Source organism: Amphiplicatus metriothermophilus (assembly GCF_900199215.1).
GTDB classification, from domain to species: domain Bacteria; phylum Pseudomonadota; class Alphaproteobacteria; order Caulobacterales; family Parvularculaceae; genus Amphiplicatus; species Amphiplicatus metriothermophilus.
In genome coordinates this window covers 143,674-168,959 of sequence record NZ_FZQA01000004.1, presented here as the reverse complement: position 1 = coordinate 168,959, position 25,286 = coordinate 143,674, and the positions used below count along the sequence as shown (strand labels likewise).

The 25,286-nt window shown below is 68.3% G+C and carries 27 protein-coding genes; 17 read left to right on the top strand and 10 right to left on the bottom strand.

What is annotated here, in order from left to right:
* Window positions 1-23 precede the first annotated feature (23 nt).
* The 7 genes from nuoE (at window position 24) to CHB64_RS10400 (ending at window position 3,800) form a co-directional block, all read left to right on the top strand.
* Window positions 24-704, top strand: coding sequence for an NADH-quinone oxidoreductase subunit NuoE (nuoE, locus tag CHB64_RS10425; protein WP_089412566.1), 681 nt, complete (start codon window positions 24-26; stop codon window positions 702-704).
* 10 nt (window positions 705-714) lie between these two features.
* The gene (locus tag CHB64_RS10420; RefSeq protein WP_089412565.1) at window positions 715-966 is read left to right on the top strand and encodes a hypothetical protein; all 252 of its coding nucleotides are present in this window, start codon (window positions 715-717) and stop codon (window positions 964-966) included.
* 41 nt (window positions 967-1,007) lie between these two features.
* A complete protein-coding gene (gene nuoF, locus CHB64_RS10415; protein ID WP_200815321.1) occupies window positions 1,008-2,330 on the top strand; it encodes an NADH-quinone oxidoreductase subunit NuoF in 1,323 nt (440 codons plus the stop codon).
* A gap of 5 nt (window positions 2,331-2,335) precedes the next feature.
* Window positions 2,336-2,638 (top strand): YciI-like protein, encoded by a 303-nt coding sequence (locus CHB64_RS10410; RefSeq protein ID WP_089412564.1) that lies wholly within the window; start codon window positions 2,336-2,338, stop codon window positions 2,636-2,638.
* Entirely contained in the window at window positions 2,635-3,156 is a 522-nt protein-coding gene (locus tag CHB64_RS10405; RefSeq protein WP_089412563.1) for a GNAT family N-acetyltransferase, read from the top strand. The genes CHB64_RS10410 and CHB64_RS10405 overlap by 4 nt, the downstream gene beginning before the upstream one ends.
* A gap of 92 nt (window positions 3,157-3,248) precedes the next feature.
* On the top strand, window positions 3,249-3,398 hold the full coding sequence (locus CHB64_RS15270) for a hypothetical protein (protein WP_159462479.1): 150 nt from the start codon (window positions 3,249-3,251) through the stop codon (window positions 3,396-3,398).
* Between the two features lie 171 nt (window positions 3,399-3,569).
* A complete protein-coding gene (locus CHB64_RS10400; RefSeq protein ID WP_089412562.1) occupies window positions 3,570-3,800 on the top strand; it encodes a hypothetical protein in 231 nt (76 codons plus the stop codon).
* A gap of 14 nt (window positions 3,801-3,814) precedes the next feature.
* On the opposite strand, the gene CHB64_RS10395 is transcribed toward CHB64_RS10400, so the two are convergent.
* Entirely contained in the window at window positions 3,815-5,020 is a 1,206-nt protein-coding gene (locus CHB64_RS10395; protein ID WP_089412561.1) for a cation:proton antiporter domain-containing protein, read from the bottom strand.
* Between the two features lie 370 nt (window positions 5,021-5,390).
* Here CHB64_RS10395 and CHB64_RS10385 point away from each other — a divergent pair, with 370 nt between their 5' ends.
* From CHB64_RS10385 to CHB64_RS10375, 3 genes are read left to right on the top strand one after another with little or no spacing between them, the layout of a single operon-like run.
* Entirely contained in the window at window positions 5,391-5,942 is a 552-nt protein-coding gene (locus tag CHB64_RS10385) for a hypothetical protein (RefSeq protein WP_089412559.1), read from the top strand.
* A gap of 48 nt (window positions 5,943-5,990) precedes the next feature.
* On the top strand, window positions 5,991-7,136 hold the full coding sequence (gene thiO, locus CHB64_RS10380; RefSeq protein ID WP_089412558.1) for a glycine oxidase ThiO: 1,146 nt from the start codon (window positions 5,991-5,993) through the stop codon (window positions 7,134-7,136).
* A gap of 52 nt (window positions 7,137-7,188) precedes the next feature.
* The gene (locus tag CHB64_RS10375) at window positions 7,189-8,055 is read left to right on the top strand and encodes a transglycosylase SLT domain-containing protein (RefSeq protein WP_143266000.1); all 867 of its coding nucleotides are present in this window, start codon (window positions 7,189-7,191) and stop codon (window positions 8,053-8,055) included.
* A gap of 32 nt (window positions 8,056-8,087) precedes the next feature.
* On the opposite strand, the gene CHB64_RS10370 is transcribed toward CHB64_RS10375, so the two are convergent.
* Window positions 8,088-8,936 (bottom strand): pentapeptide repeat-containing protein, encoded by an 849-nt coding sequence (locus CHB64_RS10370; RefSeq protein WP_089412556.1) that lies wholly within the window; start codon window positions 8,934-8,936, stop codon window positions 8,088-8,090.
* A gap of 159 nt (window positions 8,937-9,095) precedes the next feature.
* Window positions 9,096-12,803: a vitamin B12-dependent ribonucleotide reductase gene (locus tag CHB64_RS10365; RefSeq protein ID WP_089412555.1), complete on the bottom strand. Its 3,708-nt coding sequence runs from the start codon at window positions 12,801-12,803 to the stop codon at window positions 9,096-9,098.
* A 225-nt stretch (window positions 12,804-13,028) separates the two neighbouring features.
* Here CHB64_RS10365 and CHB64_RS10360 point away from each other — a divergent pair, with 225 nt between their 5' ends.
* The 3 genes from CHB64_RS10360 to CHB64_RS10350 are packed head-to-tail and all read left to right on the top strand — an operon-like array spanning window position 13,029 to window position 14,689.
* Window positions 13,029-13,424 (top strand): NADH:ubiquinone oxidoreductase subunit NDUFA12, encoded by a 396-nt coding sequence (locus tag CHB64_RS10360; protein WP_183234055.1) that lies wholly within the window; start codon window positions 13,029-13,031, stop codon window positions 13,422-13,424.
* Between the two features lie 12 nt (window positions 13,425-13,436).
* Window positions 13,437-13,928 (top strand): MlaD family protein, encoded by a 492-nt coding sequence (locus CHB64_RS10355; protein ID WP_089412553.1) that lies wholly within the window; start codon window positions 13,437-13,439, stop codon window positions 13,926-13,928.
* A gap of 26 nt (window positions 13,929-13,954) precedes the next feature.
* Entirely contained in the window at window positions 13,955-14,689 is a 735-nt protein-coding gene (locus CHB64_RS10350) for a DUF2155 domain-containing protein (RefSeq protein WP_143265999.1), read from the top strand.
* Here CHB64_RS10350 and aat read toward each other — a convergent pair.
* From aat to aroQ, 4 genes are read right to left on the bottom strand one after another with little or no spacing between them, the layout of a single operon-like run.
* Window positions 14,623-15,291: a leucyl/phenylalanyl-tRNA--protein transferase gene (aat, locus tag CHB64_RS10345; RefSeq protein WP_089412552.1), complete on the bottom strand. Its 669-nt coding sequence runs from the start codon at window positions 15,289-15,291 to the stop codon at window positions 14,623-14,625. The genes CHB64_RS10350 and aat overlap by 67 nt on opposite strands.
* A 57-nt stretch (window positions 15,292-15,348) precedes the next feature.
* Window positions 15,349-16,698, bottom strand: coding sequence for an acetyl-CoA carboxylase biotin carboxylase subunit (gene accC, locus CHB64_RS10340; protein WP_089412551.1), 1,350 nt, complete (start codon window positions 16,696-16,698; stop codon window positions 15,349-15,351).
* A gap of 40 nt (window positions 16,699-16,738) precedes the next feature.
* A complete protein-coding gene (gene accB, locus CHB64_RS10335) occupies window positions 16,739-17,218 on the bottom strand; it encodes an acetyl-CoA carboxylase biotin carboxyl carrier protein (protein ID WP_089412550.1) in 480 nt (159 codons plus the stop codon).
* A 39-nt stretch (window positions 17,219-17,257) separates the two neighbouring features.
* Window positions 17,258-17,704 (bottom strand): type II 3-dehydroquinate dehydratase, encoded by a 447-nt coding sequence (gene aroQ, locus CHB64_RS10330; protein ID WP_089412549.1) that lies wholly within the window; start codon window positions 17,702-17,704, stop codon window positions 17,258-17,260.
* 105 nt (window positions 17,705-17,809) lie between these two features.
* Here aroQ and thiS point away from each other — a divergent pair, with 105 nt between their 5' ends.
* Together thiS and CHB64_RS10320 are read left to right on the top strand one after the other, a co-directional pair.
* On the top strand, window positions 17,810-18,010 hold the full coding sequence (gene thiS / locus CHB64_RS10325) for a sulfur carrier protein ThiS (protein WP_089412548.1): 201 nt from the start codon (window positions 17,810-17,812) through the stop codon (window positions 18,008-18,010).
* Window positions 18,011-18,015: 5 nt separating this feature from the next.
* Window positions 18,016-18,786, top strand: coding sequence for a thiazole synthase (locus tag CHB64_RS10320; RefSeq protein ID WP_089412547.1), 771 nt, complete (start codon window positions 18,016-18,018; stop codon window positions 18,784-18,786).
* 15 nt (window positions 18,787-18,801) lie between these two features.
* On the opposite strand, the gene CHB64_RS10315 is transcribed toward CHB64_RS10320, so the two are convergent.
* From CHB64_RS10315 to CHB64_RS10305, 3 genes are all read right to left on the bottom strand, one after another.
* A complete protein-coding gene (locus tag CHB64_RS10315) occupies window positions 18,802-19,875 on the bottom strand; it encodes an NAD(P)/FAD-dependent oxidoreductase (RefSeq protein ID WP_089412546.1) in 1,074 nt (357 codons plus the stop codon).
* Between the two features lie 87 nt (window positions 19,876-19,962).
* Window positions 19,963-22,035 carry a S9 family peptidase gene (locus tag CHB64_RS10310; protein WP_200815320.1) on the bottom strand — a complete coding sequence of 691 codons (2,073 nt, stop codon included), beginning with the start codon at window positions 22,033-22,035 and terminating at the stop codon, window positions 19,963-19,965.
* Between the two features lie 23 nt (window positions 22,036-22,058).
* Window positions 22,059-23,057, bottom strand: a complete 999-nt coding sequence (locus CHB64_RS10305; RefSeq protein WP_089412544.1) for an NADPH:quinone oxidoreductase family protein — start codon at window positions 23,055-23,057, stop codon at window positions 22,059-22,061.
* Between the two features lie 200 nt (window positions 23,058-23,257).
* On the opposite strand from CHB64_RS10305, the gene CHB64_RS10300 reads away from it, so the two are divergent.
* Both CHB64_RS10300 and CHB64_RS10295 read left to right on the top strand, forming a co-directional pair.
* Entirely contained in the window at window positions 23,258-24,679 is a 1,422-nt protein-coding gene (locus CHB64_RS10300) for a spinster family MFS transporter (RefSeq protein ID WP_089412656.1), read from the top strand.
* Entirely contained in the window at window positions 24,679-25,167 is a 489-nt protein-coding gene (locus CHB64_RS10295; RefSeq protein WP_089412543.1) for a DUF1801 domain-containing protein, read from the top strand. The genes CHB64_RS10300 and CHB64_RS10295 overlap by 1 nt, the downstream gene beginning before the upstream one ends.
* Window positions 25,168-25,286 lie beyond the last annotated feature (119 nt).

The window sequence follows — 25,286 nt, the reverse complement described above, 5'->3', positions numbered from 1 at the left end:
AGTCACTCGCCACTCGCAACGCCATGTCCGCACGCAAACCCGCCAAAAACCAGCCCGCCTCGTTCGAATGGACGCCTGAAAACAAGGCGTGGTGCGACGAGCAGCTCAAGAAATATCCGCCGGGGCGGCAGGCCTCCTGCGTGATCCCGTTCCTGTGGCGCGGGCAGAAGCAGGAAGGCTGGGTGTCGATCCCGATGATGGAGGCGGTCGCGCGCCAGCTCGACATGCCCTATATCCGCGTCTTCGAGGTCGCGACCTTCTACACGATGTTCAATCTCTCCCCCATGGGCGAGCATCACGTTCAGGTCTGCGGCACCACGCCCTGCGCGCTGCGCGGGGCGGGCGATCTCATTGAAGTGTGCCGGCGCGTCATCGGCGAGCCGCACCATCCGACGGCGGACGGCAAGCTCTCCTGGGCGGAGGTCGAATGCCTCGGCGCCTGCGTCAACGCCCCCATGGCGCAGGTCTCCACGAAGGACGCCGATCATTACTACGAGGATCTGACGCCGGCGCTTCTCGAGGAGATGCTTGAAAAGTGGCGCCGCGGCGAGAAGATCGCGCCCGGAACCGCCAACCCGAAGCGCCATACGTCCGACCCCGAGGGCGGGCCGACGACGCTGAAGGACCCCGCGCTTTACGACGGCTCGCCCGCCGCGCCGATCGGCGAGCTGCCCAACGCCAGGCCGTCCGCGCCGGCCGAGTAAGGGAAGCGACATGAACGCCGGCGACCAGAAACGGAAGGAGGCCGTCAGGGCGCTGATGAACATCGCCCTGATCGAGGGAATGGCGCTGTTTCTCGTCGTCGCGCTTTATCTCGCGACCGGCGGGCTCGCCTATCTCGTCGGGGGGGTCGTCGCGGCGAGCCTCGTCTTCGCGCCGCTGTTCGCGCGGTGGCTGAAGGCGCACGGCGCCGCGTTCAGGAACCCGGACGGCGCGCGCGAAACCGATTACACAAAGGCGCCGTGATCCGGCGCGCCGGCCAGGATGATCTTCGCAGGATAGGCGACATGCTTCAGGACAAGGACCGCATCTTCACCAATCTCTACGGGCTTCAGGACTGGCGTCTCGAAGCGGCGAAGAAGCGCGGCGCGTGGAACGGCACGCGCGACATTCTCGCCATGGGGCCGGACTGGATCATCCAGCAGATCAAGGAATCGGGCCTGCGCGGGCGCGGCGGGGCGGGCTTCCCGACCGGCCTCAAATGGTCCTTCATGCCCAAACAGGTCGGCGAGCGCCCGCATTACCTCGTCGTCAACGCCGACGAGTCCGAGCCCGGCACCTGCAAGGACCGCGACATCATGCGCCACGATCCGCACCTGCTGATCGAGGGCTGTCTGGTCGCCTCCTTCGCGATGAAGGCGCATGTCTGCTACATCTATATCCGCGGGGAGTATGTCGACGAGCGCGAGCGCCTTCAGGCCGCGATCGACGAAGCCTATGCGGCGGGCCTTATCGGAAAAAACGCCTGCGTTTCGGGCTGGGATTTCGACGTCTACGTCCATCACGGCGCCGGCGCGTATATCTGCGGGGAGGAGACGGCGCTTCTCGAAAGCCTCGAAGGCAAGAAGGGCCAGCCGCGCCTCAAGCCGCCTTTCCCGGCGGGCGCCGGGCTCTACGGCTGTCCGACCACGGTCAACAATGTCGAGTCGATCGCCGTGGCGCCGACGATCATCCGGCGCGGGGCCGACTGGTTCCGCCGCTTCGGGCGCGAGAACAATCACGGCACGAAGATCTTCTGCATCTCCGGCCATGTGGAGCGGCCCTGCAATGTCGAGGAGGAGATGTCCATTCCCCTCCGTAAACTGATCGAAACCCATTGCGGCGGCGTGCGCGGCGGCTGGGACAATCTTAAGGCCGTCATTCCGGGCGGCTCGTCCGTGCCCCTCATTCCGAAGGAGATCTGCGACGACGTGCTGATGGATTTCGACGCGCTGCGCGACGTGAAATCCGGCCTCGGCACGGCGGCGGTTATCGTCATGGACAAGTCGACCGACATCGTCCGCGCCATCTCGCGCATTTCCTACTTCTACAAGCATGAGAGCTGCGGCCAGTGCACGCCCTGCCGGGAAGGCACGGGCTGGATGTGGCGCGTGCTCGAGCGCATGGCCGAAGGAAACGCCCGCACCGAGGAGATCGACCATCTGCTCGACGTGGCGGGCCAGGTCGAGGGCCACACCATCTGCGCCCTCGGCGACGCGGCCGCCTGGCCGGTGCAGGGCCTGATCCGCCATTTCCGCCACGAGATCGAGGAGCGGATCAACCGCTACCGCGCCGACCGCCCGCATGTGGCCGTGCCGGAGAACCTGCCTGAAAGCGTCGCCGCGGAGTAGGGCCGATGGCCGAAAGGCATTTCATCCTCTTCTACGAGACCGCGCCGGATTATCTCGACCGCCGGCCGGCCTTTCGCGCCGAGCATCTGAAGCTCGCCAGGCAAGCCCATGCGCGCGGGGCGCTCGTGCTCGCCGGCGCCTTCGCCGATCCGCCGGACGGGGCGGCGCTGGTCTTCAAGGGCGCCGACAGGTCCGTCGCCGAGGATTTCGCCCGCGCCGATCCTTACGTGAAAAACGGCCTTGTCGTGCGCTGGCGCGTGCGCGAATGGACCACGGTCGTCGGCGACGGCGCGCTTAACCCCGCATGACGGACGACGTCTCCATCCGCCGCGCCGGGCCGGGGGACGCCGAGACGCTCGCGGCGCTCGGCGCCGAGACCTTCACGGAGACCTTCGGCCATCAGTATAAAGAGGAAGACCTTTCGACCTTCCTGAAGAAGAACCATTCCCCGGAGGTCTACCGGCGGATTCTGGCCGATGAAGCGTGGGCGGCGTGGCTCGCCGAAGACGCCGGCGGCCGGGCCGGCGGCTATGTCGTCGCCGGGCCCTGCGGGCTGCCCGTTCCCGACATGCCCGAGAACGCCGGCGAGATCGTCCGGCTCTATCTGCGCGAAAGCTTTCAGGGCGCGGGGCTGGGCGCGCGCCTGCTGGAGACGGCGCTCGACTGGCTGCGGCCCCGTTACGCGCCGGTCTATCTCAGCGTCTATGAAGAAAACCCGCGCGCGCAGAAGCTCTATGAGCGTTTCGGCTTCGTGAAAATCCGCCGCTATTTCTACATGGTCGGAAACCACGCCGATCCGGAATGGATCATGGAGCTGCGGCGTTAACCTTTTCGCCTTTGGGCGCAGCGAAAGTTGCGCGCGACGCGGCGGGAAAAATCCGCTATGCTGGGTTCCGCCACCAGCGTCGGAGGCGCGCCATGCGCTATCTCATCGATCTGGCGGTATTCGTGGCGGTGTTCTTCTTGGGGCTGATGGTGTTCAGAAGCGCCTTTTACGGCGTGCTGGCCGCGTTCGTGATGGCCGGCGCCGCGGACGCGCTGATGACGGTCCGGCCTGCGGGAAAATAGCCGGGCCCGGGAATGATGGCGCCTTTATCGCGCGGCGCCCGTCGCGCCGCAAGAGGGCGGCTGCGCCGCCGGCCCCCTGGCGCATGGCCGATTTTTCAGATCGCCGCCGTTGGGCGCGGCGCCCTTTCCGGCGCATAATGGCCATGCGTTGCGTAACATTGGCGCATTCCGATGCCGGACTGGAACGACAGGAACGAAAGCCTTGAAAAGCTCGCCGCCGGGCAGGCGCGCATCGCCGAACGCATCGACGGCCTCGAACGCCGGCTCGACGACATGGCCGCGCGCCTGCAGCGGATCGGCGAGGCGGTCGCCCGCCTGAAGCTGACGGCGGATAACATCCGCGCGGCGCAGAAGGCGGAGGGAAAGCCATCCGACGACGGAAAGACCGGCGGCGCGCGCTGAGCGCGGCCCGACGGTCAGCTCGCGAACAGCCGGCGCTTCTTCGCCGCCGCAGTCTCGCGCAGGAAGGCGTTGGCGAGCGGGCGCGAGCTCGCGCGCGCGGCGATCACGCCGGCGACGACGGCGAGCGCGACCACCGTCAGCGCGGCCTCGTGATCGAGAATGAGCGCGTCATCGAGAAGCGACATCGCGAACAGCGCCGAAGCCGCGCCCGGCGCGCCGCCGAACCAGGCGAGAAAAACCTGGCTCTCCTTCGGCAGCGGCGCGGACTGCAGCATCGCAAGACGCGGGCCGACCCGCAGCGCCGTCACCGCCGCGACGGCGAACAGCAGCGACAGAAGGTCGGCCTCGAAAACCCGCGGCGCGAGCGTGAAGCCGAAAAGGAGATAGGCTGCAGGCGGAACGAACCGCTCCACGCGCCGGCGCAGGCGCAGCCGCGCAGGGCCCGAGGCGGCGGTCTCCTCGCTCCACACGAGGCCGGCCGCGCCAGCCGCGATGACCGCGTTCGCGCCGAAGAGGGCCGCGGCGAAGAAAGCGGCGAAGCCCGCGACCACCGCCGACCGCTCGCCCCCCGCCCCGTTCACCCGTTCGAGCAGGCGCGCGGCGAGAAGACCCGCCGCGCCGCCGAGCGCGAAGCCGCCTAGCGCGCCGAGGCTCGCCTCGAGCAGCGGCTCGAGCGGGATCTGCCCGGCGCCCGGCGCGGTCGCATAGCCGGCGATCAGCACGGCGACCGGGGCGCCGAAGGCGATGCTCGCCGCGCTTTCATTGCGCACCGCCGCCTTCACCGCGGCGGGCGCGGGCGCGCCGGTGACCGCGCGCCGGTCGAAGGCCGCGCCGTTGAGCGCCAGGATCGCGCCCACGAGCAGCGCCGAGGGCAGGGACAGCTCGGGCAGCAGCACGAAGGCGCTCAGCGCGCAAAGCACCAGAAACAGCGGCGCGCCGCCGACCGTCAACCGAAACGAGGCCGGGCAGCGCCGCGCGAAGCGACTGGCGCGCACCTGCGCGGCGCAGGCGAAGACGAGCGCGGCGAGGCCGGCCTCGCTGGCGGCCGCGACCCATTCGGCGGGCGCGCCCGGCAGGCCGGATGCTCGGTACAGAAACGAAACGCCCGCCCCGACCACGAGCAGCAGCACGGGCGCTTCGGCGGCCGCCGCCGGCGCGCGCGTCTTCGAAAGCGCGAGAAAAACGCCCAGAACGATCAAACCGGTCAACGCAAGCGTCATAAAGCCAAAAGCGTTTCAGACATGACGATGTCGCGGCCGATCCGTTCAGCGTTCATTGATTCCGGCGCGCGCGATGCGGGAATTGGCGCGCCGAATCACCAAACGCAACTCTGAATTGATCCGTGCGCAAAGGCAAATTGAATTTTGGACGGGTTTTCCCCGATAGGCCGGGTCCAGACTTTTCCACGAAAAGGCGAACGCGCGCCCGCGCGAAAGCAAGACGGCGTGCGGCCCGCGCGGCTTTTCATCCACGTTTTCGCGAACGGTTATCCCCGTTTCGCGGATAGTTATCCCCGCCTTTCGCGCCGGCCGTAGACTGTTCGCGTCGGCGGGCGCTTCGTCCCGCCAGGCCAGTGTCGGAGTCGAAGCCATGTCTGAAGAGAAGAAAAAAGCGCGCGGGCGCCTAAAACGCGCCGTCGCCGGCGCCGCGCCGGAGCTTGCGCGCGCGCTCGGCGGCCCGCTCGCCGGCGCGGCGGTCGAGACCATCGCCAAAGCCCTGTTCGGCGAGAAGGACGCGGGCGAAGCGGACATCGAAAAGGCGCTGCAGCGCGCCTCGCCCGAGCAGCGCGCGGCGCTGCGCCGCGCCGAGCTTGAGTTTCGCGCCGCGCTGCGGACGGCCGCCGTCGAGGAAGCGCGCATCGCCGCAGACGACCGCGCCGATGCGCGCGCCCGCGAACGCGCCATGCGCGACCGCGCGCCGGCGGCGCTGGGCGGGCTCATCATCGGCGGATTTTTCATCGTGCTCGCCGCGATGATCGCGCAGCGCCTGCCGCCGGGCGCGGAGACCGAGTTTTCGATCATGCTCGGCGCGCTCGCCACCATGACCGCGGCGGTGGTGAACTATTATTTCGGCTCCTCGGCGGGCTCGAAGGAGAAGACGCGGCTGCTCTCCCGGGAGCGCTCGCCGGACGGTGCGGCGTGAGCGCGCCTTTGCGCGCGCGCGCCGGCCTGCGACAAGGGCGGGAAACGCATGAAAGACGGAACGGAAAGGAAAGGCGGGCCGGTGAGCGGGCGTGACGTCGCAATCGTCGGGGGCGGGGTGATCGGCCTCGCGATCGCCTGGCGCCTGGCGCGCGAAGGCGCCGCGCCGCTCGTCGTCGACGCCGGAAAGCCTTCGGCGAGCGCCGCCTCGGCGGGCATGCTCGCGCCGTCCTTCGAGCGCGGCGCCGGCGCGCTCGGCGAGGCGCTTTACGCCTTCAGCGCGCAGAGTCTGGCGGCCTGGCGGGACTTCGCGCCGGCCCTCGAGGAAGAAAGCGGCGCGCGCATCGACTATCGCCCGTTCGGCATTCTGGGCGTCGCCTTCGACGAGACCGAGGCCCGCGCGCTCGCCGGCGCCGCCGAGGCGCTGCGCGCGCGCGGCGCCTCGGTCGAGCTTCTCTCCGGCGCTGAGGCGCGCGCCCTCGAGCCGGCCCTTTCCGAATACGTCCTCGCCGCGCTGCACGCCCCGGCGGACGGCCAGGTGGACGCCCGGCGGCTGCTGGCCGCGCTGCGCGAGGCCGTCGTCCGCCGCGGCGGGACCTTCCTCGCCGGCGAGGCGGCCGCGATCGAGCCGGCGGGCGCGAACCTCGTCGTGCGGCTCAGGGACGGCGGGGCGGTCGAGGCCGGCGCCGTCGTGCTCGCCGCCGGGGCCGCCGCGTCGGCGATCGACGCCGGCCCGGCGCGCCCGCCGGTCTTTCCCGTGAAAGGCGAGGCGCTCGCCCTGGCCGAGCCTGAAGGGCGCGTCCGGCGGGTGATCCGCGCGCCGGGCGCCTATCTCTGCCCCAAGTCGGACGGGCGGCTCGTCGTCGGCGCGACGGAGATCCCCCATGACGCGAGCCTCGAGCCGACGGCGGCCGGAATCGATCGATTGCGCGCCGCCGCCGGCCGGGTCGCGCCCATGACGGCGGCCCTGTCCGAAACCGAGCGCTGGGCGGGCGCCCGTCCCGGCACGCCGGACGGCGCGCCGGTTCTGGGCCCGGCGCCCGCCGGCCCGCCGGGCCTCGTTTACGCGCTCGGCCACTATCGCAACGGGGTGCTGCTGGCGCCGGCGACGGCCGGGATTCTGGCTGACTGGCTGCTGCGCCGGCGCGCCGCGCCCGAGCTTGCGGCCTTCGGCGCGGCGCGCTTCGGCGTTTAGCGAATTGTTGACCTTAACGGACGATTATCAGGACGAAGGAATTTTATCGATCATGACCGCCGATCCCATCTCCGCTTTCGCCGCGGGCGGCTCGTCCGCCGTCGCCGCCGCGCTCAGGAGCGCGAGCGAGGCGACCGGGGCGGGCTTCGAGCTTCTCTACAACATGGCCCGCCGGGAAAGCGCGCTCGACCCGCGAGCGACGGCGCGCGCCTCTTCCGCGGCCGGCCTCTTTCAGTTCATCGAGCAGACCTGGCTTGCGGCCGTGAAGAAATACGGCCCCCGGCACGGGCTTGAGGCTGCGGCCGGCGAGATCGTCGAAGCGCCGAACGGCCGGCTGACGGTGGCGGATCCCGCCCGGCGCAAGGCGATTCTCGACCTGCGCTTCGATCCGGCGAAGGCCGCCGCGCTCGCCGGCGAGCTCGCCGAGGAAAACCGACTCGCGCTCGAGCGCCGTCTCGGCCGCCCGGCCGGCGCGACGGAAGTCTATGCGGCGCATTTTCTGGGCCTCGGGGGGGCGGCGAAGTTGCTCGCGGCCCGGCCCGAAGACAAAGCGGCCGAGCTGCTGCCCAAGGCGGCGGCGGCCAACCGGCCGGTGTTCTTCGACGAGGCGGGCCGGGCGCGGACCGTGCGCGAGGTGCTGGCCTCTATCGAGCGCTCGATGAACGCGTCCCGAACGGCCGCGAAGCCGCCGCCCGCCGCCCTGCGCGACGGGCCTTCGGTGCGCGAGCTCGCAGTGACGGCCGCCGCCGAGCCCGAGCCGTCGCGCGCCCGTACGGCGCACGCCGCTCTCGCCGCGAAGCGTCCGGCGCCGGGCGCGTTCGGCGCCGATCTCGCCCCGCTCGCGCTCGCCGCGATGCAGGCGCTCGATCCGACGCGCCTCGACTTCATGCGCAAAGACGACGGCCGCCGGATCCCGTAAATCCCATGCGGCCGGCTTCGTCCGGGGGGCTTTCAGCAGCGAGGGGCTTCGACGCCGTCGGGCAGGCGGGTGCGCTCGTCCGCGCAGGCGCCGGCCAGCTGCGCCGTCGTCAGGCCCAGCGCGGCGGAAAGGTCCGCGCCGCGGATCGACGCGCCGGAAAAATCGGCGCCGTCGAGCTTGGCGCCGGCGAACGTCGCGCCGGCGAGGTCGGCGCGCGCGAAACGGGCGCCTTTCAGTTCGGCGCCGGTGAAGGTCGCCTGTTTCAGCCGCGCGCCGGTCATTTTCGCGCCGGTCGCATAGACGCCCGAGAAGTCGGCGCCCTCGGCGCGCGCGCCCGAAAGGCTCGCTTTGGTGAGATCCGCGCGGGCGAAGATCGCGCCGGCGAGCCCGGCGGCGCGAAGCGTAGCCCCTTCGAGGTCGGCGTCGGAAAAGTCCGCCCCCGCGAGGGCCGACGCGTCGAGCCGGGCGCCGGCGAGCCGGGCCTTGCGCAGGATCGCGCGCTCCGCCTCGGCTCCTTCGAAGCTCGCCCGGTCGAGCAGCGCGTTGGTGAAAATCGTCTCCCGCAGCAGCGCGCCCGCGAAGGACGCGCCCGCATGACTCTGGCCGCCGAGATCCTGGCCGGCGAAGTCCTGCGCGCGCCAGGCCTGGCCCGCCGGATCGACCCTGGCGCCGACGATCTTCGGCAGGGGCAATTCGACCTTTTCGAACGCGCCCGACAGGTCGGGCGCCATGCGGTCGGCCTTGTCGAGGCTGCGCGTCAGGCCGTGCAGGAACTCGTTGACGGGGTTCTTCCCGCCGGAGCTCTTCGTTCCGGCGACGCTCGCGATCACGGCGAAAATCATCGCCATGAACAGGATGATGAGCGCGACGATGCGAATCATGTCGGCCCCTCCTTCCGGGAAGGAGGCTCGTTAACCACTCGCTCATCATGCGCGCGAGAGGTCAAGGATGCCTTAAGGAGGGCGCGCGATTTGCGCGCGCAAACGCTCGCCGGCCCGGAATCTTTCGAAATTCCGGGGAGTTGGAGGATTAAAAATCGGTCAGGAGCAGCCCGTCGAGGCGCCGCAGGAATCGCAGCGCAGACAGGCGCCGTTGCGCACCAGGGTGAACTGGCCGCATTCCGGGCAGGCGTCGCCTTCATAGCCTTTGATGCGGGCCTGCTCGCGCGGGCGCGGGCCGGGCGAGGCGAGGCTGCCGGGCGGAGCCTTCTGGTTCACCGCCTCGGCGAGCTTGGCGATCTGCGCTTCGATCTCCGGCGGGGCTTCGGCGCGGGCCTCTTCGGGCCGCGCTTCGGCCGCGCTTTCGGCCTCCGCGTCTGCGTCCTGGCGCATCCGGTCGAACTCGCCGCCGCGCAGCACGACGAGATTGTCGCTCACGGTCGAGCGCGAGAAGCCCTTGGAAATGAGCCGCGCCGCTTCGGCCTGCGCCTTTTCGCTGCTCACGCCCTTGCCGATGGCGTCGACAGCGGATTCATGCGGGTCGACATGGGCCAGGTCCGTGCGCCCGAGATAGGAGATCGCGAGCTCGCGGAAGATGTAGTCGAGAATCGAGGTCGCGTGTTTGATCTGGTCGTTGCCCTTGACCGGTCCCGACGGCTCGAAGCGGGTGAACACATAGGCGTCGACGAACTCCTCGAGCGGCACGCCGTATTGCAGGCCGAGCGAGACCGCGATCGCGAAGTTGTTCATCAGGCTGCGGAAGGCGGCGCCTTCCTTGTGCATGTCGATGAAGATCTCGCCCAGCTCGCCGTCGTCGAATTCGCCGGTGTGGAGATACACCTTGTGGCCGCCGACGATGGCTTTCTGGATGTAGCCCTTGCGCCGGTCGGGCAGGCGACGGCGGCCCGGCTGGCGCTCGATGATGCGCTCGACGATGCGTTCGGCGACGATCTTGGAGCGCTTGGCGAGCGGGGCGGCGGCGAGCGTCTCGGCGAGGGCTTCTTCCTCCTCCTCGTCGGCGTTCTCGGGCAGCAGCGCGCTCGCCAGCGGCTGCGACAGCTTCGAGCCGTCGCGATAGAGCGCGATCGCCTTGAGCCCCAGCCGCCAGGCGAACATATAGGCGCGCGCGCAGTCTTCGATGGTCGCGCGCGCAGGCAGATTCACCGTCTTCGAGATCGCGCCAGAAATGAAGGGCTGGCAGGCGGCCATCATCTTGAGATGCGCGTCGACGCTCAGCGCGCGCTCGCCGATCCGCCCGCAGGGGCTCGCGCAGTCGAAGACAGGCAGGTGCTCGGGCTTCAGATGCGGCGCGCCTTCGACCGTCATCGCGCCGCAGCACCAGAGATTCGCCATGTGAATCTCTTCGTCGGAGAAGCCGAGATCGCGCAGGACCATGTAGCCGGACTGGCTCATCTGCGCGTCGGAAAAGCCCAGAGCGTTGCGGCAGAAATCCTCCCCCAGCGCGGCCGGCGCGAAGGCGAAGGAGATGTCGAACGCGGTCTTGAGGCGGTCTTTCAGCGCCTCGATGCGCCTGTCGTCGAATCCTTCCCGGCGCAGGTCTTCGTAGCCGATCGGCCCGCCATCGAGCGCGCCGCGGCCGACCGCGTAGTTGACGATCGCGTCGATCTCCTCGGGCGCGTAGCCGAGACTCTCGAGCGCGGCCGGCACGGCGCGGTTGATGATCTTGAGATCGCCGCCGCCGGCGAGCTTCTTGAACTTAACGAGCGCGTAGTCGGGCTCGATCCCGGTGGTGTCGCAGTCCATGACGAGGCCGATCGTGCCGGTCGGGGCTACGACGGAAACCTGGGCGTTGCGCAAGCCCGAGATCGCGCCGAGCTCATAGGCTTCGTCCCAGACCGTCTGCGCGCGCGCGGCGAGCGCCGGCCACGGGCACTTCGCCGCGTCGAAGCGCACGGGCTCGACGTTGAGCGCCTCGAACGGGCCGCCCTTCGCCGCCGCGCGGTGATTGCGCAGCACGCGGAGCATCGCGTCGCGATTCTCCTTGAACTTGGGGAAGGGGCCGAGGGCGGCGGCCATCTCGGCCGAGGCGCGATAAGCCGCGCCGGTCATCAGCGACGCGATTCCGGCGGCGGCGGCGCGCCCCTCGTCGCTGTCATAGGCCACGCCCGAGGCCATCAGAAGCCCGCCGAGATTGGCGAAGCCGAGGCCGAGCGTGCGGTAGTCGTAGGATCGCTGGGCGATGGTCGCGGACGGGTACTGCGCCATCATCACCGAGATTTCGAGCACGATGGTCCACAGCCGGCAGGCGTGCTCGAAGGCTTCGACGTCGAAACCGTCCCCGGTCCTGAACTTCATCAGGTTGAGCGAGGCGAGGTTGCACGCCGTGTCGTCGAGGAACATGTATTCCGAGCACGGATTGGACGCGCGGATCTCCCCGCCCGCCGGACAGGTGTGCCAGGCGTTGATGGTGTCGTGGAACTGCACGCCGGGATCGGCGCAGGCCCACGCCGTCTCGCAGATCGCGTCCCACAGCGCGCGCGCGGGCAATGTCTTGTGCGGCGCGCCGTCATAGCGGCGCGTCAGGGTCCATTCCCCGTCTTCGGCGACCGCCCGCAGGAACGCGTCGGTCACCCGCACGGAGTTGTTGGCGTTCTGTCCGGCGACGGTGCGATAGGCCTCCGAATCCCAGTCGAGATCGTAGGCGTCGACCGAGATCGACCGGCAGCCCTGGCGGGCGAAGTCGATGGTCCGCTTGATGACGGCGTCCGGAATGAACGCCGCGCGCGCGGCCTTCGCCGCGGCCTTGAGCGCCGGGTTCTTCTTCGGATCGAACCGGGCGGCGTCGGCCAGCCCCTCCGGCGCTTCGGGCGGCCAGCAGGCGGCGAGCACCCGCGGCAGATGCTTCGCCATCGCCCGCGAGCCGGCGACGAGGGCGGCGACCTTCTGCTCCTCGCGCGCCTTCCAGCGCACGAAGGCCTCGATGTCGGGATGGTCAACGTCGACGATCACCATCTTCGCCGCGCGCCGCGTCGTGCCGCCGGACTTGACCGCGCCGGCCGCCGCGTCGCCGACCTTGAGGAAGCTCAGCAGGCCCGAGCTCTTGCCCCCGCCCGACAGGGGCTCGTTCTCGCCGCGCAGGGCCGAGAAATTGGTCCCCGAGCCGGAGCCGTATTTGAACAGCAGCGCCTCGCGCTTCCACAGATCCATGATCCCGTTCTCGCCGACGAGGCTGTCCTCGACCGACTGGATGAAGCAGGCGTGCGGCTGCGGGCGCTCATAGGCGCTGTCGGAGGGCGAAAGCGCGCCGGTGGCGTGATCGACGTAGTAATGGCCCTGTCCGTCGCCCTCGATGCCGTAGGCCCAGTGCAGGCCCGTATTGAACCATTGCGGGCTATTGGGCGCGCCGATCTGCGCGGCGAGCATGTAGCGCATCTCGTCGACGAAGGCCTGGGCTTCCTCCGCGTCGCGGAAATAGCCGCCCTTCCAGCCCCAATAGCCCCACGCGCCGGCGAGCCGGTCGAAGACCTGCCGGGCGCTGGTCTCGCCGCCGTAGCGCGCCTCCGGCGGCAGCTTGGCCAGCCCCGCCACGTCCGGCATGGAGCGCTGCAGGAAGTCCGGCACGCCTTTTTCGCGCACCTTCCGCGTGGCCGCCGGCACGCCCGACTTGCGCAGATATTTGTGAACGAGGATGTCGACCGCCGTCTGGCTCCAGGCGGCCGGGACCTCGACGTCGCGCGCCTCGGAGACGACGCGCCCGTCGATCGCGCGAATCACGCTGTCGGCGCGGCGGAAGGGGACCGCGCCGTAAGGCGCGCCGGGCGTTTGCACGTAGCGGCGTTCGATTCGCATGGGCGTTCCGATATGGGCGGCGGCCGATATTGTAGGAGGGCGCGCCGGCGATCTCAACGTGTTGGGACGAAGGGTCGGGCGAGTCGGAACGCCCGGCCATCGGCCATTTCCGCGCAGGCCGGCGGGGCGTCTATGGACCTCGCCCGCGGCGGGCGCCATATTCGCGCCGCGCCGGGCGGGCGCCTTGTTTCCGCCCATTGTTGCAGCGATTCCGGTGACCATGCGATGCTGTCCAAGATTTTCACCTGGTGGAACGATTCCACCATCGGCACGTCCTTCACGCTGTGGCGGCGCGGCGCGCGCCTAGTCGGGACCGACGAGCAGGGCAACCGCTATTTCGAGGAGCGCGCGCCGAGCGGCCCGGACGGGCGCAAGCGGCGCTGGGTCGTCTATCACGGCGTGGCGGAAGCCTCGCGCGTGCCGCCGGACTGGCACGGCTGGCTGCATCACACCTATGAGGAGCCGCCGACCGTCGCGCCGTTGCCGCGCAAGCGCTTCGAGAAAGACCATGTGCCGAACATGACCGGCACGCCGCTCGCCTATCATCCGCCGGGAAGCCTGGCGCGCGGCGGCAAGGAAGTGAAAAAGGACTACGAGGCCTGGACGCCGGATGCGGCGTAGGGAGAACGAGGAATGAGCCGCGCAGGAATCTTCGAGACCGTCGTCGGCGTGATCGTCATCGCGGTGGCGGCGATCTTTCTTTTCTACGCCTATCAGGCGAGCGGCGAGGAAATGTCCCGCGGGGCCTACAGGATCGAGGCGGTGTTCGGCCGGGTCGACGGCATCGCCATCGGCTCGGAAGTGCGCATAGCCGGCGTGAAGGTGGGTTCTGTCGCCGGCCATTCGCTCGATCTCGACACCTATGAGGCGAAGCTCGACCTGGCGGTGGCGGCCGGCGTTCCGATCCCGGAGGATTCGGTCGCCAAGATCGTCTCCGACGGGCTTCTGGGCGGCGCCTATGTGTCGATCGAGCCGGGCGCTTCGGACGTGATGCTCGCTCCGGGCGAGCGCATCGCGCTCACGCAGGGTTCGGTCGACCTGCTCGGGCTCGCCGTGCAGGCTTTCACGGCCAATGCGGGTTCCGGCGAGGCGGAGAAATCGGAACCGTCTGCGGACGGGCTTTGAGGTCGCAGCGCGACAGGGAGGCGCGTATGAACCGCCGACTGGGAATTGAGCGCGTAAGGCGCGCAGGACGCATGGTGTCTGCGATCCCTCGGGCGGCGTCATGCGTCGGCCTGCTGATCGCGGCCGCGGCGCTCTCGCCGGCTGCGGCGCAACAGGCGCCGGCGGACGAGGCCGAGCCCGTCGACGAGCTCGAGGCGCTCTCGCGCGCGCCGGGCGATTCCTTCGCCGCCGGCGAGGCCGAACAGGCGCGCGCGCCCGTCTCGGTCACCGTGCGCGCGCTCGACAAGATCACGGCGCGCTTCACCGACATCGAGATTCCGATCGAGACGGTCGCGAAATTCGGCTCGCTCGAAATCCTGCCGCGCTATTGCGACAAGCGCCCGCCGGAGGAGTTTCCCGAGACGACGGCTTTTCTGGAGGTCTTCGATCGCGGCCGGTCGCGCGCGCGCGCGTCGCAGGCGGAGAGCGACGGCGCCGAAACGGAGACGGCGCGCGCCCCGTCCGCGGCCGCGCCTGCGAAAGAAGAAAACGTCGCCATAAATGATCCGCGTACTGATGAAACAGGCGCGCCCGCCCTGCGCGACGGCGAGGCCGGCCCGCTCTCGCCCGAGGCGACCGCGGCCGATCCGGACCGCATCTTTTCGGGCTGGATGTTCGCCTCGAGCCCCGGCCTCAACGCGCTTGAGCACCCCGTCTACGACGTCTGGGTGATCGACTGCGAAACGGTTGCGGCCGAGAGCAGGGACGAACCCGCGCGATAGAAATCGCCGCGCGCGGCGAGACATTCGGCGAGCAGGCGCTGATAGGCCGCGTTCGGCGTTTCCTCGAATCCGAACTGGGCGAGATGTTCGGTGTGGAACTGCGCGTCGATCATGCGGAAGCCGCCGATCTTCAGGCGCGCGATGAGATGGGCCATGGCGACCTTGCTCGCGTTGTCGCGGCGCGAGAACATGCTCTCGCCGAAAAAGACCGCGCCCAGAACGACGCCGTAAAGTCCGCCGACGAGCGCGCCGTCGGCGTAGCATTCGACCGAATGGGCGAAGCCGCGCCGGGCGAGCGCGCAATAGACCTCCTCGATCGGCTCGTTGATCCAGGTCTCTTCCCGGCCGGGCGCCGGCGCGGCGCAGGCGCGGATGACGTCGTGGAACGCCGTATCGACGCGCACCTCGAATGGCGCGCGGGCGATCAGTCTGCGGAGCTTGCGCGGGATGCGCGCGTTTTCAAGCCGCAGCACGCCCCGGTTCTGCGGCAGGACCCACACCGTCTTCGGATCGTCGCGCCGCCGGCCCATGGGGAAATAGCCGAGCGTGTAGGCTTTCAGAAGCTGGTCCGGGTCGATGTCATGGGCGGAATCGCGCGGCATGGGCGGACTATGCCGCGAAGCGGGCGCGCCGCGCAATCGCGCCGAAAGGGGGCTGGATCAGCCGGCCGCCTGCGCCGCCAGCCACTCCTCCAGCCAGTGGATGTGATACTCCCCGCGCTGGAAGTCCGGCTCGTTGAGCAGGTCGACGAAAAGCGGCACGGTCGTCTCGACGCCGGTCAGCGCGATCTCGTTGAGCGCCCGGCGCAGCCGCGCAAGACAGTGCGGGCGGTCGTCGCCGAAGACGATCAGCTTGCCGATCATCGAGTCGTAATAGGGCGGGATGCGGTAGCCCGTATAGACCGCGCTGTCGAAGCGGACGCCCGGTCCGCCCGGCGCGTGGAAGTAGGAAATCTCGCCGGGAGAGGGGCGGAAGGTCTTCGGGTTCTCGGCGTTGATGCGGCATTCGATGGCGTGGCCGCGGAAGGCGACGTCCTTCTGCTGGAAGGAAAGCTTTTCCCCGGCGGCGATCGCGATCTGCTCGCGCACGAGGTCGATGCGGGTCACCTGCTCGGTGATCGGATGTTCGACCTGGAGCCGGGTGTTCATTTCGATGAAGTAGAACTCGCCGTTCTCGTAAAGGAACTCGATGGTGCCGACGCCGAGATAGCCGAGCTTGGCGACGGCCTTGCGGGCGATCTCCCCGATGCGCTCGCGCTCGCTCTGGGACAGCGCCGGCGAGAGCGCTTCCTCGAGCACCTTCTGATGGCGGCGCTGCAAGGAGCAGTCGCGCTCGCCGAGCTGCGCGACGGCGCCGTGGCTATCGGCGATGATCTGGATTTCGATGTGGCGCGGGCGTTCGAGATATTTCTCCAGATAGACCGCGTCGTCGCCGAAGGCGGCTTTCGCCTCCGCTTTCGCGGTGGACAGCGCATGTTCGAGCTCGCGTGCGTCGCGGGCGACCTTCATGCCGCGCCCGCCGCCGCCCGCCGCGGCCTTGACCAGCACCGGATAGCCGATGCGCTCGGCCGCCGCGCGCGCTTCGTCGAGCGAGGCGAGCGCGCCTTCGGAGCCGGGCACCAGGGGCACGCCGGCCTCGCGCATGGCGACCTTGGCGGCGATCTTGTCGCCCATGACGCGGATATGCTCCGCCTCCGGACCGATGAAGACGATGTTGTGCGCGGTGACGATCTCGGCGAAGCGGGCGTTCTCCGACAGGAAGCCGTAGCCGGGATGAATCGCGTCGGCGCCGGTGATCTCCGCCGCGGAGATGATCGCCGGAATGTTGAGATAGCTGTCCTTGGGCGGGGGCGGGCCGATGCATACGCTCTCGTCGGCGAGGCGCACATGCATGGCGTTGGCGTCGGCCGTGGAGTGCACCGCCACGGTGGCGACGCCGAGTTCCTTGCAGGCCCGGTGGATTCTCAGGGCGATCTCGCCGCGATTGGCGATGAGGACTTTTTCGAACATCAACGCTCGCTCGATTGGCGCGGGGCCGCGCTCAGGCCCGCTACTCAACGATCATCAGCGGCTCGCCGAACTCGACCGGCTGGGCGTCCTTGACGAGAATCTCCTTGACCACGCCGTCGCGCGGCGAGGCGATGGGGTTCATGGTCTTCATCGCCTCCACGATCATCAGGGTCTGGCCGGCCGCCACCCGGTCGCCGACCTTGACGAAGGGCTGGGCGTCCGGCGCGGGCTTGAGATAGGCCGTGCCGACCATAGGCGAGACGACGGCGCCGGGATGCTCGGCCGCGGGTCTGGCCGGGGCGGCTTCGGCGGACGCCATCGCCGCCGGCGCGGGCCCGGCGGAAGCGGCGGCGGCCGGCGCGACTTGGGCGGCGATGGCCTGGGCTCCGCGCGAGACGCGCAGGCGCACGTTCGCCTTCTCCAGTTCGATTTCCGTCAGGCCCTCTTCCTGCATCAAGGCGGCGAGCTGGCGGATCCAGGCCGCCTCGATTTCGATGGTCTCGTTTTTCTTTTCAGACATTCAGGGAGTCCGCAGGCAAGCGTCGGAAGGGAGAGTGGATTACGCCCGCTTGTCAATGAGCCGGCGCATCGCGTCAAGCGCCAGCACATAGCCCATCGCGCCGAAACCGCAAAGAATCCCGTCCACGGCGGGACTCGCGAAGGAGGTCCGCCGGAAGGGCTCGCGGGCGTGGATGTTGGACAGGTGCAGCTCGATTTTCGGGATCGCGAGGGCCTTCAGCGCGTCATGGAGCGCGATCGAAGTATGGGTGTAGGCCCCCGGATTGAGGATGAGACCTGCGGCCTTCGCCCCGGATTCCTGCGTCCAGTCGATGAGGACGCCCTCATGGTTGGTCTGGCGGAACTCAATCGCAAGGTTCAGCTTCTCCGCGCGGTCTTTCGCCGCGGCCTCGATCTCGGCGAGCGTCGTCGCGCCGTAGATTTCCGGCTCGCGCGTCCCGAGCAGATTGAGATTGGGGCCGTTGAGGATGTAAACCGTCGCCGTCATGGCCGTCCGCGCTTCCTGGCGACGCCCGCGCGGTTGCGAACCCGCGATGCGCCGCTCATATAGGTCGCGAGGGAAAAACCCCGCCTGAAGAAGGCGATAGAGCGAATGCAGGTTCTGATCAACGGCGAAACAAGGCGATTCGACGCTCCGATGAGCGTGTCGGCCCTTCTCGCGGCCCTGGAGCTGCCCGCGACGAAGGTCGCGGTCGAGCGCAATCTCGAGATCGTGCCGCGCTCGGCCTTCGCCGAGACGACGCTGGCCGACGGCGACCGCATCGAGATCGTCCATTTCGTCGGCGGAGGGTGACGCGCATGACCGACCGCCTCGTCATCGCCGGCCGGGAGTTCTCCTCGCGCCTCATCATCGGCACGGGCAAGTATGAGAGCTACGCGCTCAACGCCGAGGCCGCCGAAGCCGCCGGGGCCGAGATGGTCACGGTCGCGGTGCGCCGGGTGAATCTCACCGACCGCTCGAAGCCGCTGCTGGTCGATTATCTCGACCCGAAAAAATATACCTATCTGCCGAACACCGCCGGCTGCTTCACCGCCGAAGAGGCGATCCGCACCCTGCGGCTCGCGCGCGAAGCGGGCGGGTGGCGCCTCGTCAAGCTCGAAGTGCTCGCTGACCAGAAGACCCTCTATCCCGACATGGAGGAGACGCTGCGCGCCGCCAAGCTCCTCATCAAGGAGGGCTTCGAGGTGATGGTCTACTGCTCGGACGACCCGGTTTACGCGCGCAAGCTTGAGGATGTCGGCTGCTGCGCGATCATGCCTTTGGGCTCGCTCATCGGCTCCGGCCTCGGGATTCTCAATCCGGTCAACATCCGCCTCATCGTCGAGCAGTCGAAGGTTCCGGTGATCGTCGACGCCGGCGTCGGCACGGCGTCTGACGCGGCGATCGCCATGGAGCTCGGCTGCGACGGCGTTCTGATGAACACCGCCATCGCGGAGGCGAAGGATCCCGTGCGCATGGCCCGCGCCATGAAGCATGCGGTGATCGCCGGCCGCGAGGCCTATCTCGCAGGGCGCATGGCGAAGAAGCGCTACGCCGATCCGTCCTCGCCGCTCGCCGGGCTGATCTGACGAAGGGCGCGCGGCTTAATCCTCCGGAGCCGATCCGACGACCTTGCGCTGCAGGTCCTTCGCCGACGTCGTGTGCTGAAATTTGAGCTTGCGCCCCGGAAAGACGTAATGGAACGCCCCGTGCGCCATCAGCGCGGCTTCATGGAAGCCCGAGAGGATGAGCTTGAGCTTGCCCGGATAGTGCGCCATGTCGCCGATGCAGAAGATGCCCGGCGTGGAGGTTTCGAATTTCTCCGTGTCCACTGCGATGCGGTTTTCCGCAAGGTCGATGCCGAATTCCGCGATCGGGCCGAGCTTCATGGTGAGGCCGTAAAAGGCGAGCAGGTTCTCGCAAGATATGGCGTATTCGCCGCGCCCGGCGGACTGGACGCGCACGGCCGATAGAACGCCGTCCTTGCCTTCGAGCCCCGTTATCTGCGCCACGTGGAAATCGATCGCGCCGGCCTCGGCGAGCGCCTTCATCTTCTCGACGCTGTCGGGCGCGGCGCGGAACTCTTCGCGGCGATGAACGAGCGTGAGCTTCCTGGCGATGGGCTGAAGGTTGAGGGTCCAGTCGAGGGCGGAATCCCCGCCGCCGGCGATCACGATCGTCCTCTCCCGGAACATCTCGCGCTGGCGCACGGCGTAGAAGACCGACTTTCCCTCGAACGCCTCGATGCCGGGAATGGGCGGCTTTTTCGGCGTGAAGGAGCCGCCGCCCGCCGCGATCACGACGACCGGCGCGACAATGGTCGTGCCGAGATCGGTGCTGATCCGCCATTTCCCGTCGTCGGTCCGCTCCAGCGAATCGGCCATCTCGTTGAGATGGAAGACCGGTTCGAAGGGGTCGATCTGCTGCAGCAGCCTTTCCGTCAGCTCCGCGCCGGTGACGACAGGGATCGCCGGAATGTCGAGGATGGGCTTTTCGGGATAGAGCTCCACGCATTGCCCGCCCGGCTTGTCGAGAATGTCGATGAGATGCGCCCTGACGCCGAGCAGACCGAGTTCGAAGACGGCGAAAAGGCCGACCGGCCCCGCGCCGATAATGACCGCGTCGGTCTCATGCGTCTCGCCGGGCGGAGCGGAGCGGACCTCTTTCAGACGTGTCATGCGGCCGCTTTCCCGTGAGACGATTCCGCAAGGCTCAGGCGCGCGAAGCTTAACTGGAATCGCGCCGCGGGGAAAAGGCCCGCCGGTTCACTCGCCCGCTGCGGCCGTTTCCGCGTCCGTGCTTGCGGCCTGCTTCGCGGGATCGTATTTCGCGAACCAGCCCATGATGTTGTCCGTCTTGGCGATGAGCCGGCTCGGCCGCCCGGCGATGTAGTGCGGCGCGCCGGGCACGCGCACCAGCGCGGTGTCGATCTCGCGCAGCTTGAGGGCGGAGTAAAACTGCTCGGCCTCCCAGGTCGGGGTGCGCCAGTCCTCTTCGCCCACCATCACCATGGTCGGCGTCGCGACGTTTCCGACGAGCGAGATGGGCGACAGGCGCCAGTAGGCGTCAGGGTCCGCCCACGGATCGGCGCGAATCCAGTGGCGCACGACGAAGGCGCCGATGTCGCCGGCGAGCGCCATGGTGAACCAGTTGATGACCGGCTTGACGGTCGCGGCTGCGGCGAAGCGGTCGGTCTTGCCGACGATCCACGCCGTCAGCACGCCGCCGCCCGAGCCGCCGGTGACGAACAGCCTGTCAGGGTCGACATAGTTCTTCGCGATCACTGCGTCGACGACGCTCATGAGGTCTTCATAATCCTCGCCCGGATAATTGAGGTCGATGAGCTGCGCGAACTCTTCGCCGTAGCTCGTCGAGCCGCGCGGGTTGGCGTAGACGACGACATATCCCTCCGCCGCGTAACGCTGGATCTCGGCGGCGAAGAAAGGCCCGTACATGGCGAACGGCCCGCCGTGGATTTCGAGAATCATCGGGTGCGAGCCGTCGGCCTTGAAGCCGGGAGGCAGGGCGATCCACGCCTCGATTTCGCGTCCGTCATGGGAGGATTGGACCTTGATCTCCTCGATCTTCGCGAGGTCGAGATAGGGCAAAACGTCCTCGTTGAGGGCGGTGAGCTTCTTCGCGCTCGTCCCGCGCAGCGCCGCGACCTCGGCCGGCCGGTCGGGACTTCCCGCCGTATAGGCCGCGACGCCCGTGCGCGGCGAGACGGAGAAGGACGCCCCGCTGTAAGGCCTGCCGATCGAGGTTCCGCCGAGATCGCGCGCGAGCGTCGAGACGGCCCCGCCGATCGCGACGTTCAGCAGGTGCGTCTGGCCGTCCACGTCGGCCTGGGCGACGATCGCGCCGTTGCGCCACGCGATGGCGTCGATGCTGCGGTCGTAATCGGCGGTAAGGTTGCGCGCGCCGGACCCGTCTCGGTTCATGACGTAAAGGTCCGTCTGCTGATAGGATTTCAGCTTGTCGTCATAGCCGAGATAGGCGATCAGTCGGCCGTCCGGCGAGACGGTCGGGGAGTGGTCCGGCCCGTCGCGCGTCGTCAAGGCGCGCATGGAAAGGTCGGAGAGCTCGACGGCGTAAATCTCGCTTTCGATGATGTCGCGTTCAGCGTCCGGCGCGTCGTTGCCGACGACGAGCAGGGTGTCGTCATCGAGCCATGCCGGACTGTTGAAATCGTTCTCGCCCTTGGTGATCTGGCGCGGCGCGCCGCCTTCCGCGGGGACGACATAGACATGCGTCGCCCCTTCCTTGAGATAACCTGCGCCGTCGAAGCGGATCTGGAGATCGTCGAATACGCGCACCGGCTCGGCCCATTTCGCCCCTTCCGGCGCCTTTGGCGGCTTGGCGAAGTTCGGACCCTCGGCCGGCGTGAACATCGAAAAGGCGATGCGCGTCCCGTCCGGCGACCAGACCGGCGCGCTTGGGGCTTCGGGCAACTGGGCGAGGGAGAAGCTGCGCCCGTCGTCCATGTAGAGCACGCGAAGCTGCAGCGCGTCGCCTTCGCGTCCGAGATAGACGAGCCGGTCGCTCGTGGGCGACCAGCGCGCCGATGCGACGGAGCCTTTCCCGGCGAGCAGCGGCCGGTGCTCGCCGCTCGCGACATCGATGATCCACAAATCCGCGACGATGCGATCGGCGAGCCGGTCCATCGACTTGCGCGCATAGACGATCCTGCGCCCGTCCGGCGAGATCTGCGGGTCGTCGGCGTATTCGAGGTCGAAGACCCGCTCCGCCGTAAACTTGCGCGGCGAGGGATCGTCTTCGGCGGCGGCGGGCGCGGCGCAAAGCAGGGCGGCCGCGAAGGCGAGGCGCATGGGGTTCATGTTTTCCTCCCGGGGTTTGTCGCTCAGCCTACGGTCAGGACGACCTTGCCGAAAGCCGTTCTGTCCTCGATCGTTTTCAGCGCGTCGGCGGCTTTTTCGAGCGGGAAGCGGGCCGTGACGCGCGGACGGATCTTCCCTTCCGTATACCACCGGAACAGCTCGGCGACATGGGCTTCGTTGCGTTTCGGATCGCGCATCGTGAAGGCGCCCCAGAACACGCCGACGATCTGGCAGCTCTTGAGCAAAACGAGATTGAGCGGAATCTTCGGGATCCCCGCCGGGAAGCCGACGACCAGAAACCGCCCTTCCCAGGCCAACGCCCGAATCGCCGGCTCGGCGTAATCGCCGCCGACCGCGTCATAAACGACGTTCGCCCCTTCGCCGCCGCACAGCTTTTTGATGTCATTCGAGAGCGCCTTCTGCGCGTCCCGGTCGAGCGCGCCTTTCGGGTAAATCAGCGTCTCGTCGGCGCCAAGCTCCCTGCAAAAGGCGGCCTTGTCTTCCGACGAGACGCCCGCGATCGTCCGCGCGCCCATCGCCTTGGCGAGCTCGATCGCGGCCGCGCCGACGCCGCCCGCCGCGCCAAGAATGAACAGCGACTCGCCGGGCTGAAGGCGCGCGCGATCCTTCAGCGCGTAATGGGACGTGCCGTAGGTCAGCATGAACGCCGCCGCTTCATCGAAAGGCATCGCGTCGGGGATCTTATGCGCGCGCGCTGCGTCGGCGATGAAATGCGTGGCGAAGCCGCCATTGACTCCGCCTGCAAGGACGCGCTGGCCGGCCGCGAGATTCTTCACGCCCTCGCCGACCGCTTCGACGACGCCGGCGACCTCGCCGCCCGGCGCGAAAGGCCGCGGCGGCTTGAACTGATAAAGGTCGCGGATGATGAGGGTATCCGGAAAATTCACGCCGGCCGCTTTCACAGCGATGCGGACCTGTCCGGGGCCAGGCTCGGGCGTCGGCGTTTCGACAAGCTCAAGCGTCTCGGGGCCGCCGGGGGCCTTGCTCATCATGGATTTCATGGCGTTCCTGCGTGTTCTGCTTGCGGATGCGCGCCATCTTACGCATGGTCTTCGGGCCCATAAACGTCGAATGGCAGAAACGGGGCGGGAGGAGGCCTGATGCGGCTCGCAGGACTGGCGGCGCGCGCCGGCGCGATGGCGGAAAAGGGCTTTTGCGCGCGCGGCGCATTCGCCGGGCGGTCCGGATCGGAGGCGCGCTCATGAGCATGGTTCAGGAAACCGCCGCGCCTGTTCCCGCCGCCGCGCCGACGCGCGCCTATCGTCTTTACGTGCTGGTTCTGCTGACCGCGGTCTACACCTTCAATTTCATCGATCGTCAGATCATCGGCATCCTGTCGCCCTACATCAAGGCCGATCTTAGCCTCGCCGACTGGCAGCTCGGGCTGCTCAAGGGCTTCGCTTTCGCGGTTCTCTACACGACGCTGGGAATTCCGATCGCGCGGCTCGCCGACCGTTACAACAGGGTCACCATCATCTCGATCGCGCTCGCCCTGTGGTCCGGCTTCACGGCGATCTCCGGTGCGGCGATGAACTTCATGCACCTGCTGATCGCGCGGATCGGCGTCGGCGTCGGCGAAGCGGGCGGCTCGCCGCCGTCGCATTCTCTGATCTCGGACTATTATCCGAAAGAGAACCGCGCCGGCGCGCTCGCCTTCTTCGCGATGGGCATCCCGGTCGGCATCACGCTCGCTTATCTCGGCGGCGGGTGGATCACGGAGACGCTTTCCTGGCGCTGGGCCTTCCTCGCCGTCGGCGCGCCGGGTCTTCTCCTGGCGCTGCTGTTGAAGCTCACCGTACGCGAGCCCAAGCGCGGCGCGACCGAAGCGCCGGGCCGGGCCGACGCTTTCAGCGCGATGGAAGCGGGCGAGCCGCGCGGCGCCGTCGAAAAGGGCTTTCTCGCCTTCAGCAAGATCATGCCGGCGCGCGCCCGCGCGGCGACGTTCCGCGAACTCGCGACGTTGTGGCGCGCGGCGCGGCATCTGCTGTCGATCCCGACCTATCGTCTCGCCGTCGTCGCGGTGACGGCGATTTCGTTCGGCGCCTATGCGGTCGGCACCTGGATCGTCGACTTTTTCGCGCGCTCGCATCCGGGCTATTCGATGATGTCGGTTCTGTTCTGGCTGGGCGTCATCAACGGCACCGCCTACGCGGCCGGAACGTTTCTCGGCGGCGCGATGGTCGACAGGCTGGCGCGCAGGAACAAGGCCGCCTACGGCCTCGTGCCCTGCGTCGCGCTCTTGCTGCACGGGCCGTTTTTCATCGGCGCGATGTGGGTTCCCGATCCGGTCTGGTCGCTCATTCTCTGGGCGCCGGCGCATCTGCTGATCGGGTTCTATCTCGGTCCGAGCTTCGCGCTCGCGCAGACGCTCGCCCCGGTCTCCATCCGCGCGCTGTCGACGGCGATTTTCTTCTTCATCCTGAACATGATCGCGCTCGGCCTCGGCCCCACCTTCGTCGGCGTGTTCTCGAGCATTCTCATTCCGGCGCTGGGAGAGGAGCTGGCGCTCAGGGTCGCGCTCACCTCGGTGATCGTGTCGGGGCTGATCGGCGCGGGCGCGTTCTACCTGATGTCGAGAAAGGTTCACGCCGACTGGGCGAAAGCGACGGGGGAGGCGCCGTGATGCGGCGCGCGAAGCCGGCCGGGGAAAAACCGCCTGCGAAAAAAACGGCGACGAAAAAAGCCGTCTCGAAGAACGAGAACAAGACGCAGCCGACCGCAGCGAGCGTCGAGGCGTTCATCGACGGCGTCGAGAACGAAACCCGCCGGCGCGACTCGCGCACGCTCCTGACGCTGATGAAAAAAATCACAGGCGAGCCGCCGAAAATGTGGGGAGCGTCGATGATAGGCTTCGGAAAATATCGCTACAAATATGAGAGCGGACGCGAAGGCGAGTTCTTTCTCACCGGCTTCTCGCCCCGCGCCGCGTCGCTGTCGGTCTACATTCTGCCCGGCTATGAGGACAATTCGGACCTTCTGGCGAAACTCGGCAAACACAAGACCGGCAAATCCTGCCTGTACATCAACAAGCTTGAAGACGTGGATCTCGGCGTTCTCGAAAAGCTGATCGCCCGGTCCGTGGCCCATATGCGCAAGACCTACCGCGTCTGAGAGTCTGCCGTGAGCTCGAAACAGCGCGACGGGCGGCGAAATGCGCGTGATCGGCCCGCCAAATGTGGCGCGCGCGCCCCATTTCTCCCTGAAAAGGCCCCAGGTCGTCCCATTTCGGG

Excerpts from the sequence above, each read along its gene's own strand:
- accB (WP_089412550.1), bottom strand. The coding sequence starts at position 17,218 with ATGTCTGAAAAGAAAAACGAGACCATCGAAATCGAGGCGGCCTGGATC.
- CHB64_RS10400 (WP_089412562.1), top strand. The coding sequence starts at position 3,570 with ATGCCGGACTGGAACGACAGGAACGAAAGCCTTGAAAAGCTCGCCGCC.
- aat (WP_089412552.1), bottom strand. The coding sequence starts at position 15,291 with ATGCCGCGCGATTCCGCCCATGACATCGACCCGGACCAGCTTCTGAAA.
- thiS (WP_089412548.1), top strand. The coding sequence starts at position 17,810 with ATGCAGGTTCTGATCAACGGCGAAACAAGGCGATTCGACGCTCCGATG.
- aroQ (WP_089412549.1), bottom strand. The coding sequence starts at position 17,704 with ATGACGGCGACGGTTTACATCCTCAACGGCCCCAATCTCAATCTGCTC.
- CHB64_RS10365 (WP_089412555.1), bottom strand. The coding sequence starts at position 12,803 with ATGCGAATCGAACGCCGCTACGTGCAAACGCCCGGCGCGCCTTACGGC.
- CHB64_RS10395 (WP_089412561.1), bottom strand. The coding sequence starts at position 5,020 with ATGACGCTTGCGTTGACCGGTTTGATCGTTCTGGGCGTTTTTCTCGCG.
- CHB64_RS10305 (WP_089412544.1), bottom strand. The coding sequence starts at position 23,057 with ATGAAATCCATGATGAGCAAGGCCCCCGGCGGCCCCGAGACGCTTGAG.
- CHB64_RS10310 (WP_200815320.1), bottom strand. The coding sequence starts at position 22,035 with ATGAACCCCATGCGCCTCGCCTTCGCGGCCGCCCTGCTTTGCGCCGCG.
- CHB64_RS15270 (WP_159462479.1), top strand. The coding sequence starts at position 3,249 with ATGCGCTATCTCATCGATCTGGCGGTATTCGTGGCGGTGTTCTTCTTG.
- nuoF (WP_200815321.1), top strand. The coding sequence starts at position 1,008 with ATGCTTCAGGACAAGGACCGCATCTTCACCAATCTCTACGGGCTTCAG.
- CHB64_RS10420 (WP_089412565.1), top strand. The coding sequence starts at position 715 with ATGAACGCCGGCGACCAGAAACGGAAGGAGGCCGTCAGGGCGCTGATG.
- CHB64_RS10375 (WP_143266000.1), top strand. The coding sequence starts at position 7,189 with ATGACCGCCGATCCCATCTCCGCTTTCGCCGCGGGCGGCTCGTCCGCC.
- CHB64_RS10370 (WP_089412556.1), bottom strand. The coding sequence starts at position 8,936 with ATGATTCGCATCGTCGCGCTCATCATCCTGTTCATGGCGATGATTTTC.
- CHB64_RS10385 (WP_089412559.1), top strand. The coding sequence starts at position 5,391 with ATGTCTGAAGAGAAGAAAAAAGCGCGCGGGCGCCTAAAACGCGCCGTC.
- CHB64_RS10410 (WP_089412564.1), top strand. The coding sequence starts at position 2,336 with ATGGCCGAAAGGCATTTCATCCTCTTCTACGAGACCGCGCCGGATTAT.
- CHB64_RS10360 (WP_183234055.1), top strand. The coding sequence starts at position 13,029 with ATGCTGTCCAAGATTTTCACCTGGTGGAACGATTCCACCATCGGCACG.
- CHB64_RS10320 (WP_089412547.1), top strand. The coding sequence starts at position 18,016 with ATGACCGACCGCCTCGTCATCGCCGGCCGGGAGTTCTCCTCGCGCCTC.
- CHB64_RS10355 (WP_089412553.1), top strand. The coding sequence starts at position 13,437 with ATGAGCCGCGCAGGAATCTTCGAGACCGTCGTCGGCGTGATCGTCATC.
- CHB64_RS10405 (WP_089412563.1), top strand. The coding sequence starts at position 2,635 with ATGACGGACGACGTCTCCATCCGCCGCGCCGGGCCGGGGGACGCCGAG.
- thiO (WP_089412558.1), top strand. The coding sequence starts at position 5,991 with ATGAAAGACGGAACGGAAAGGAAAGGCGGGCCGGTGAGCGGGCGTGAC.
- CHB64_RS10315 (WP_089412546.1), bottom strand. The coding sequence starts at position 19,875 with ATGACACGTCTGAAAGAGGTCCGCTCCGCTCCGCCCGGCGAGACGCAT.
- nuoE (WP_089412566.1), top strand. The coding sequence starts at position 24 with ATGTCCGCACGCAAACCCGCCAAAAACCAGCCCGCCTCGTTCGAATGG.
- accC (WP_089412551.1), bottom strand. The coding sequence starts at position 16,698 with ATGTTCGAAAAAGTCCTCATCGCCAATCGCGGCGAGATCGCCCTGAGA.
- CHB64_RS10300 (WP_089412656.1), top strand. The coding sequence starts at position 23,258 with ATGAGCATGGTTCAGGAAACCGCCGCGCCTGTTCCCGCCGCCGCGCCG.
- CHB64_RS10295 (WP_089412543.1), top strand. The coding sequence starts at position 24,679 with ATGCGGCGCGCGAAGCCGGCCGGGGAAAAACCGCCTGCGAAAAAAACG.
- CHB64_RS10350 (WP_143265999.1), top strand. The coding sequence starts at position 13,955 with ATGAACCGCCGACTGGGAATTGAGCGCGTAAGGCGCGCAGGACGCATG.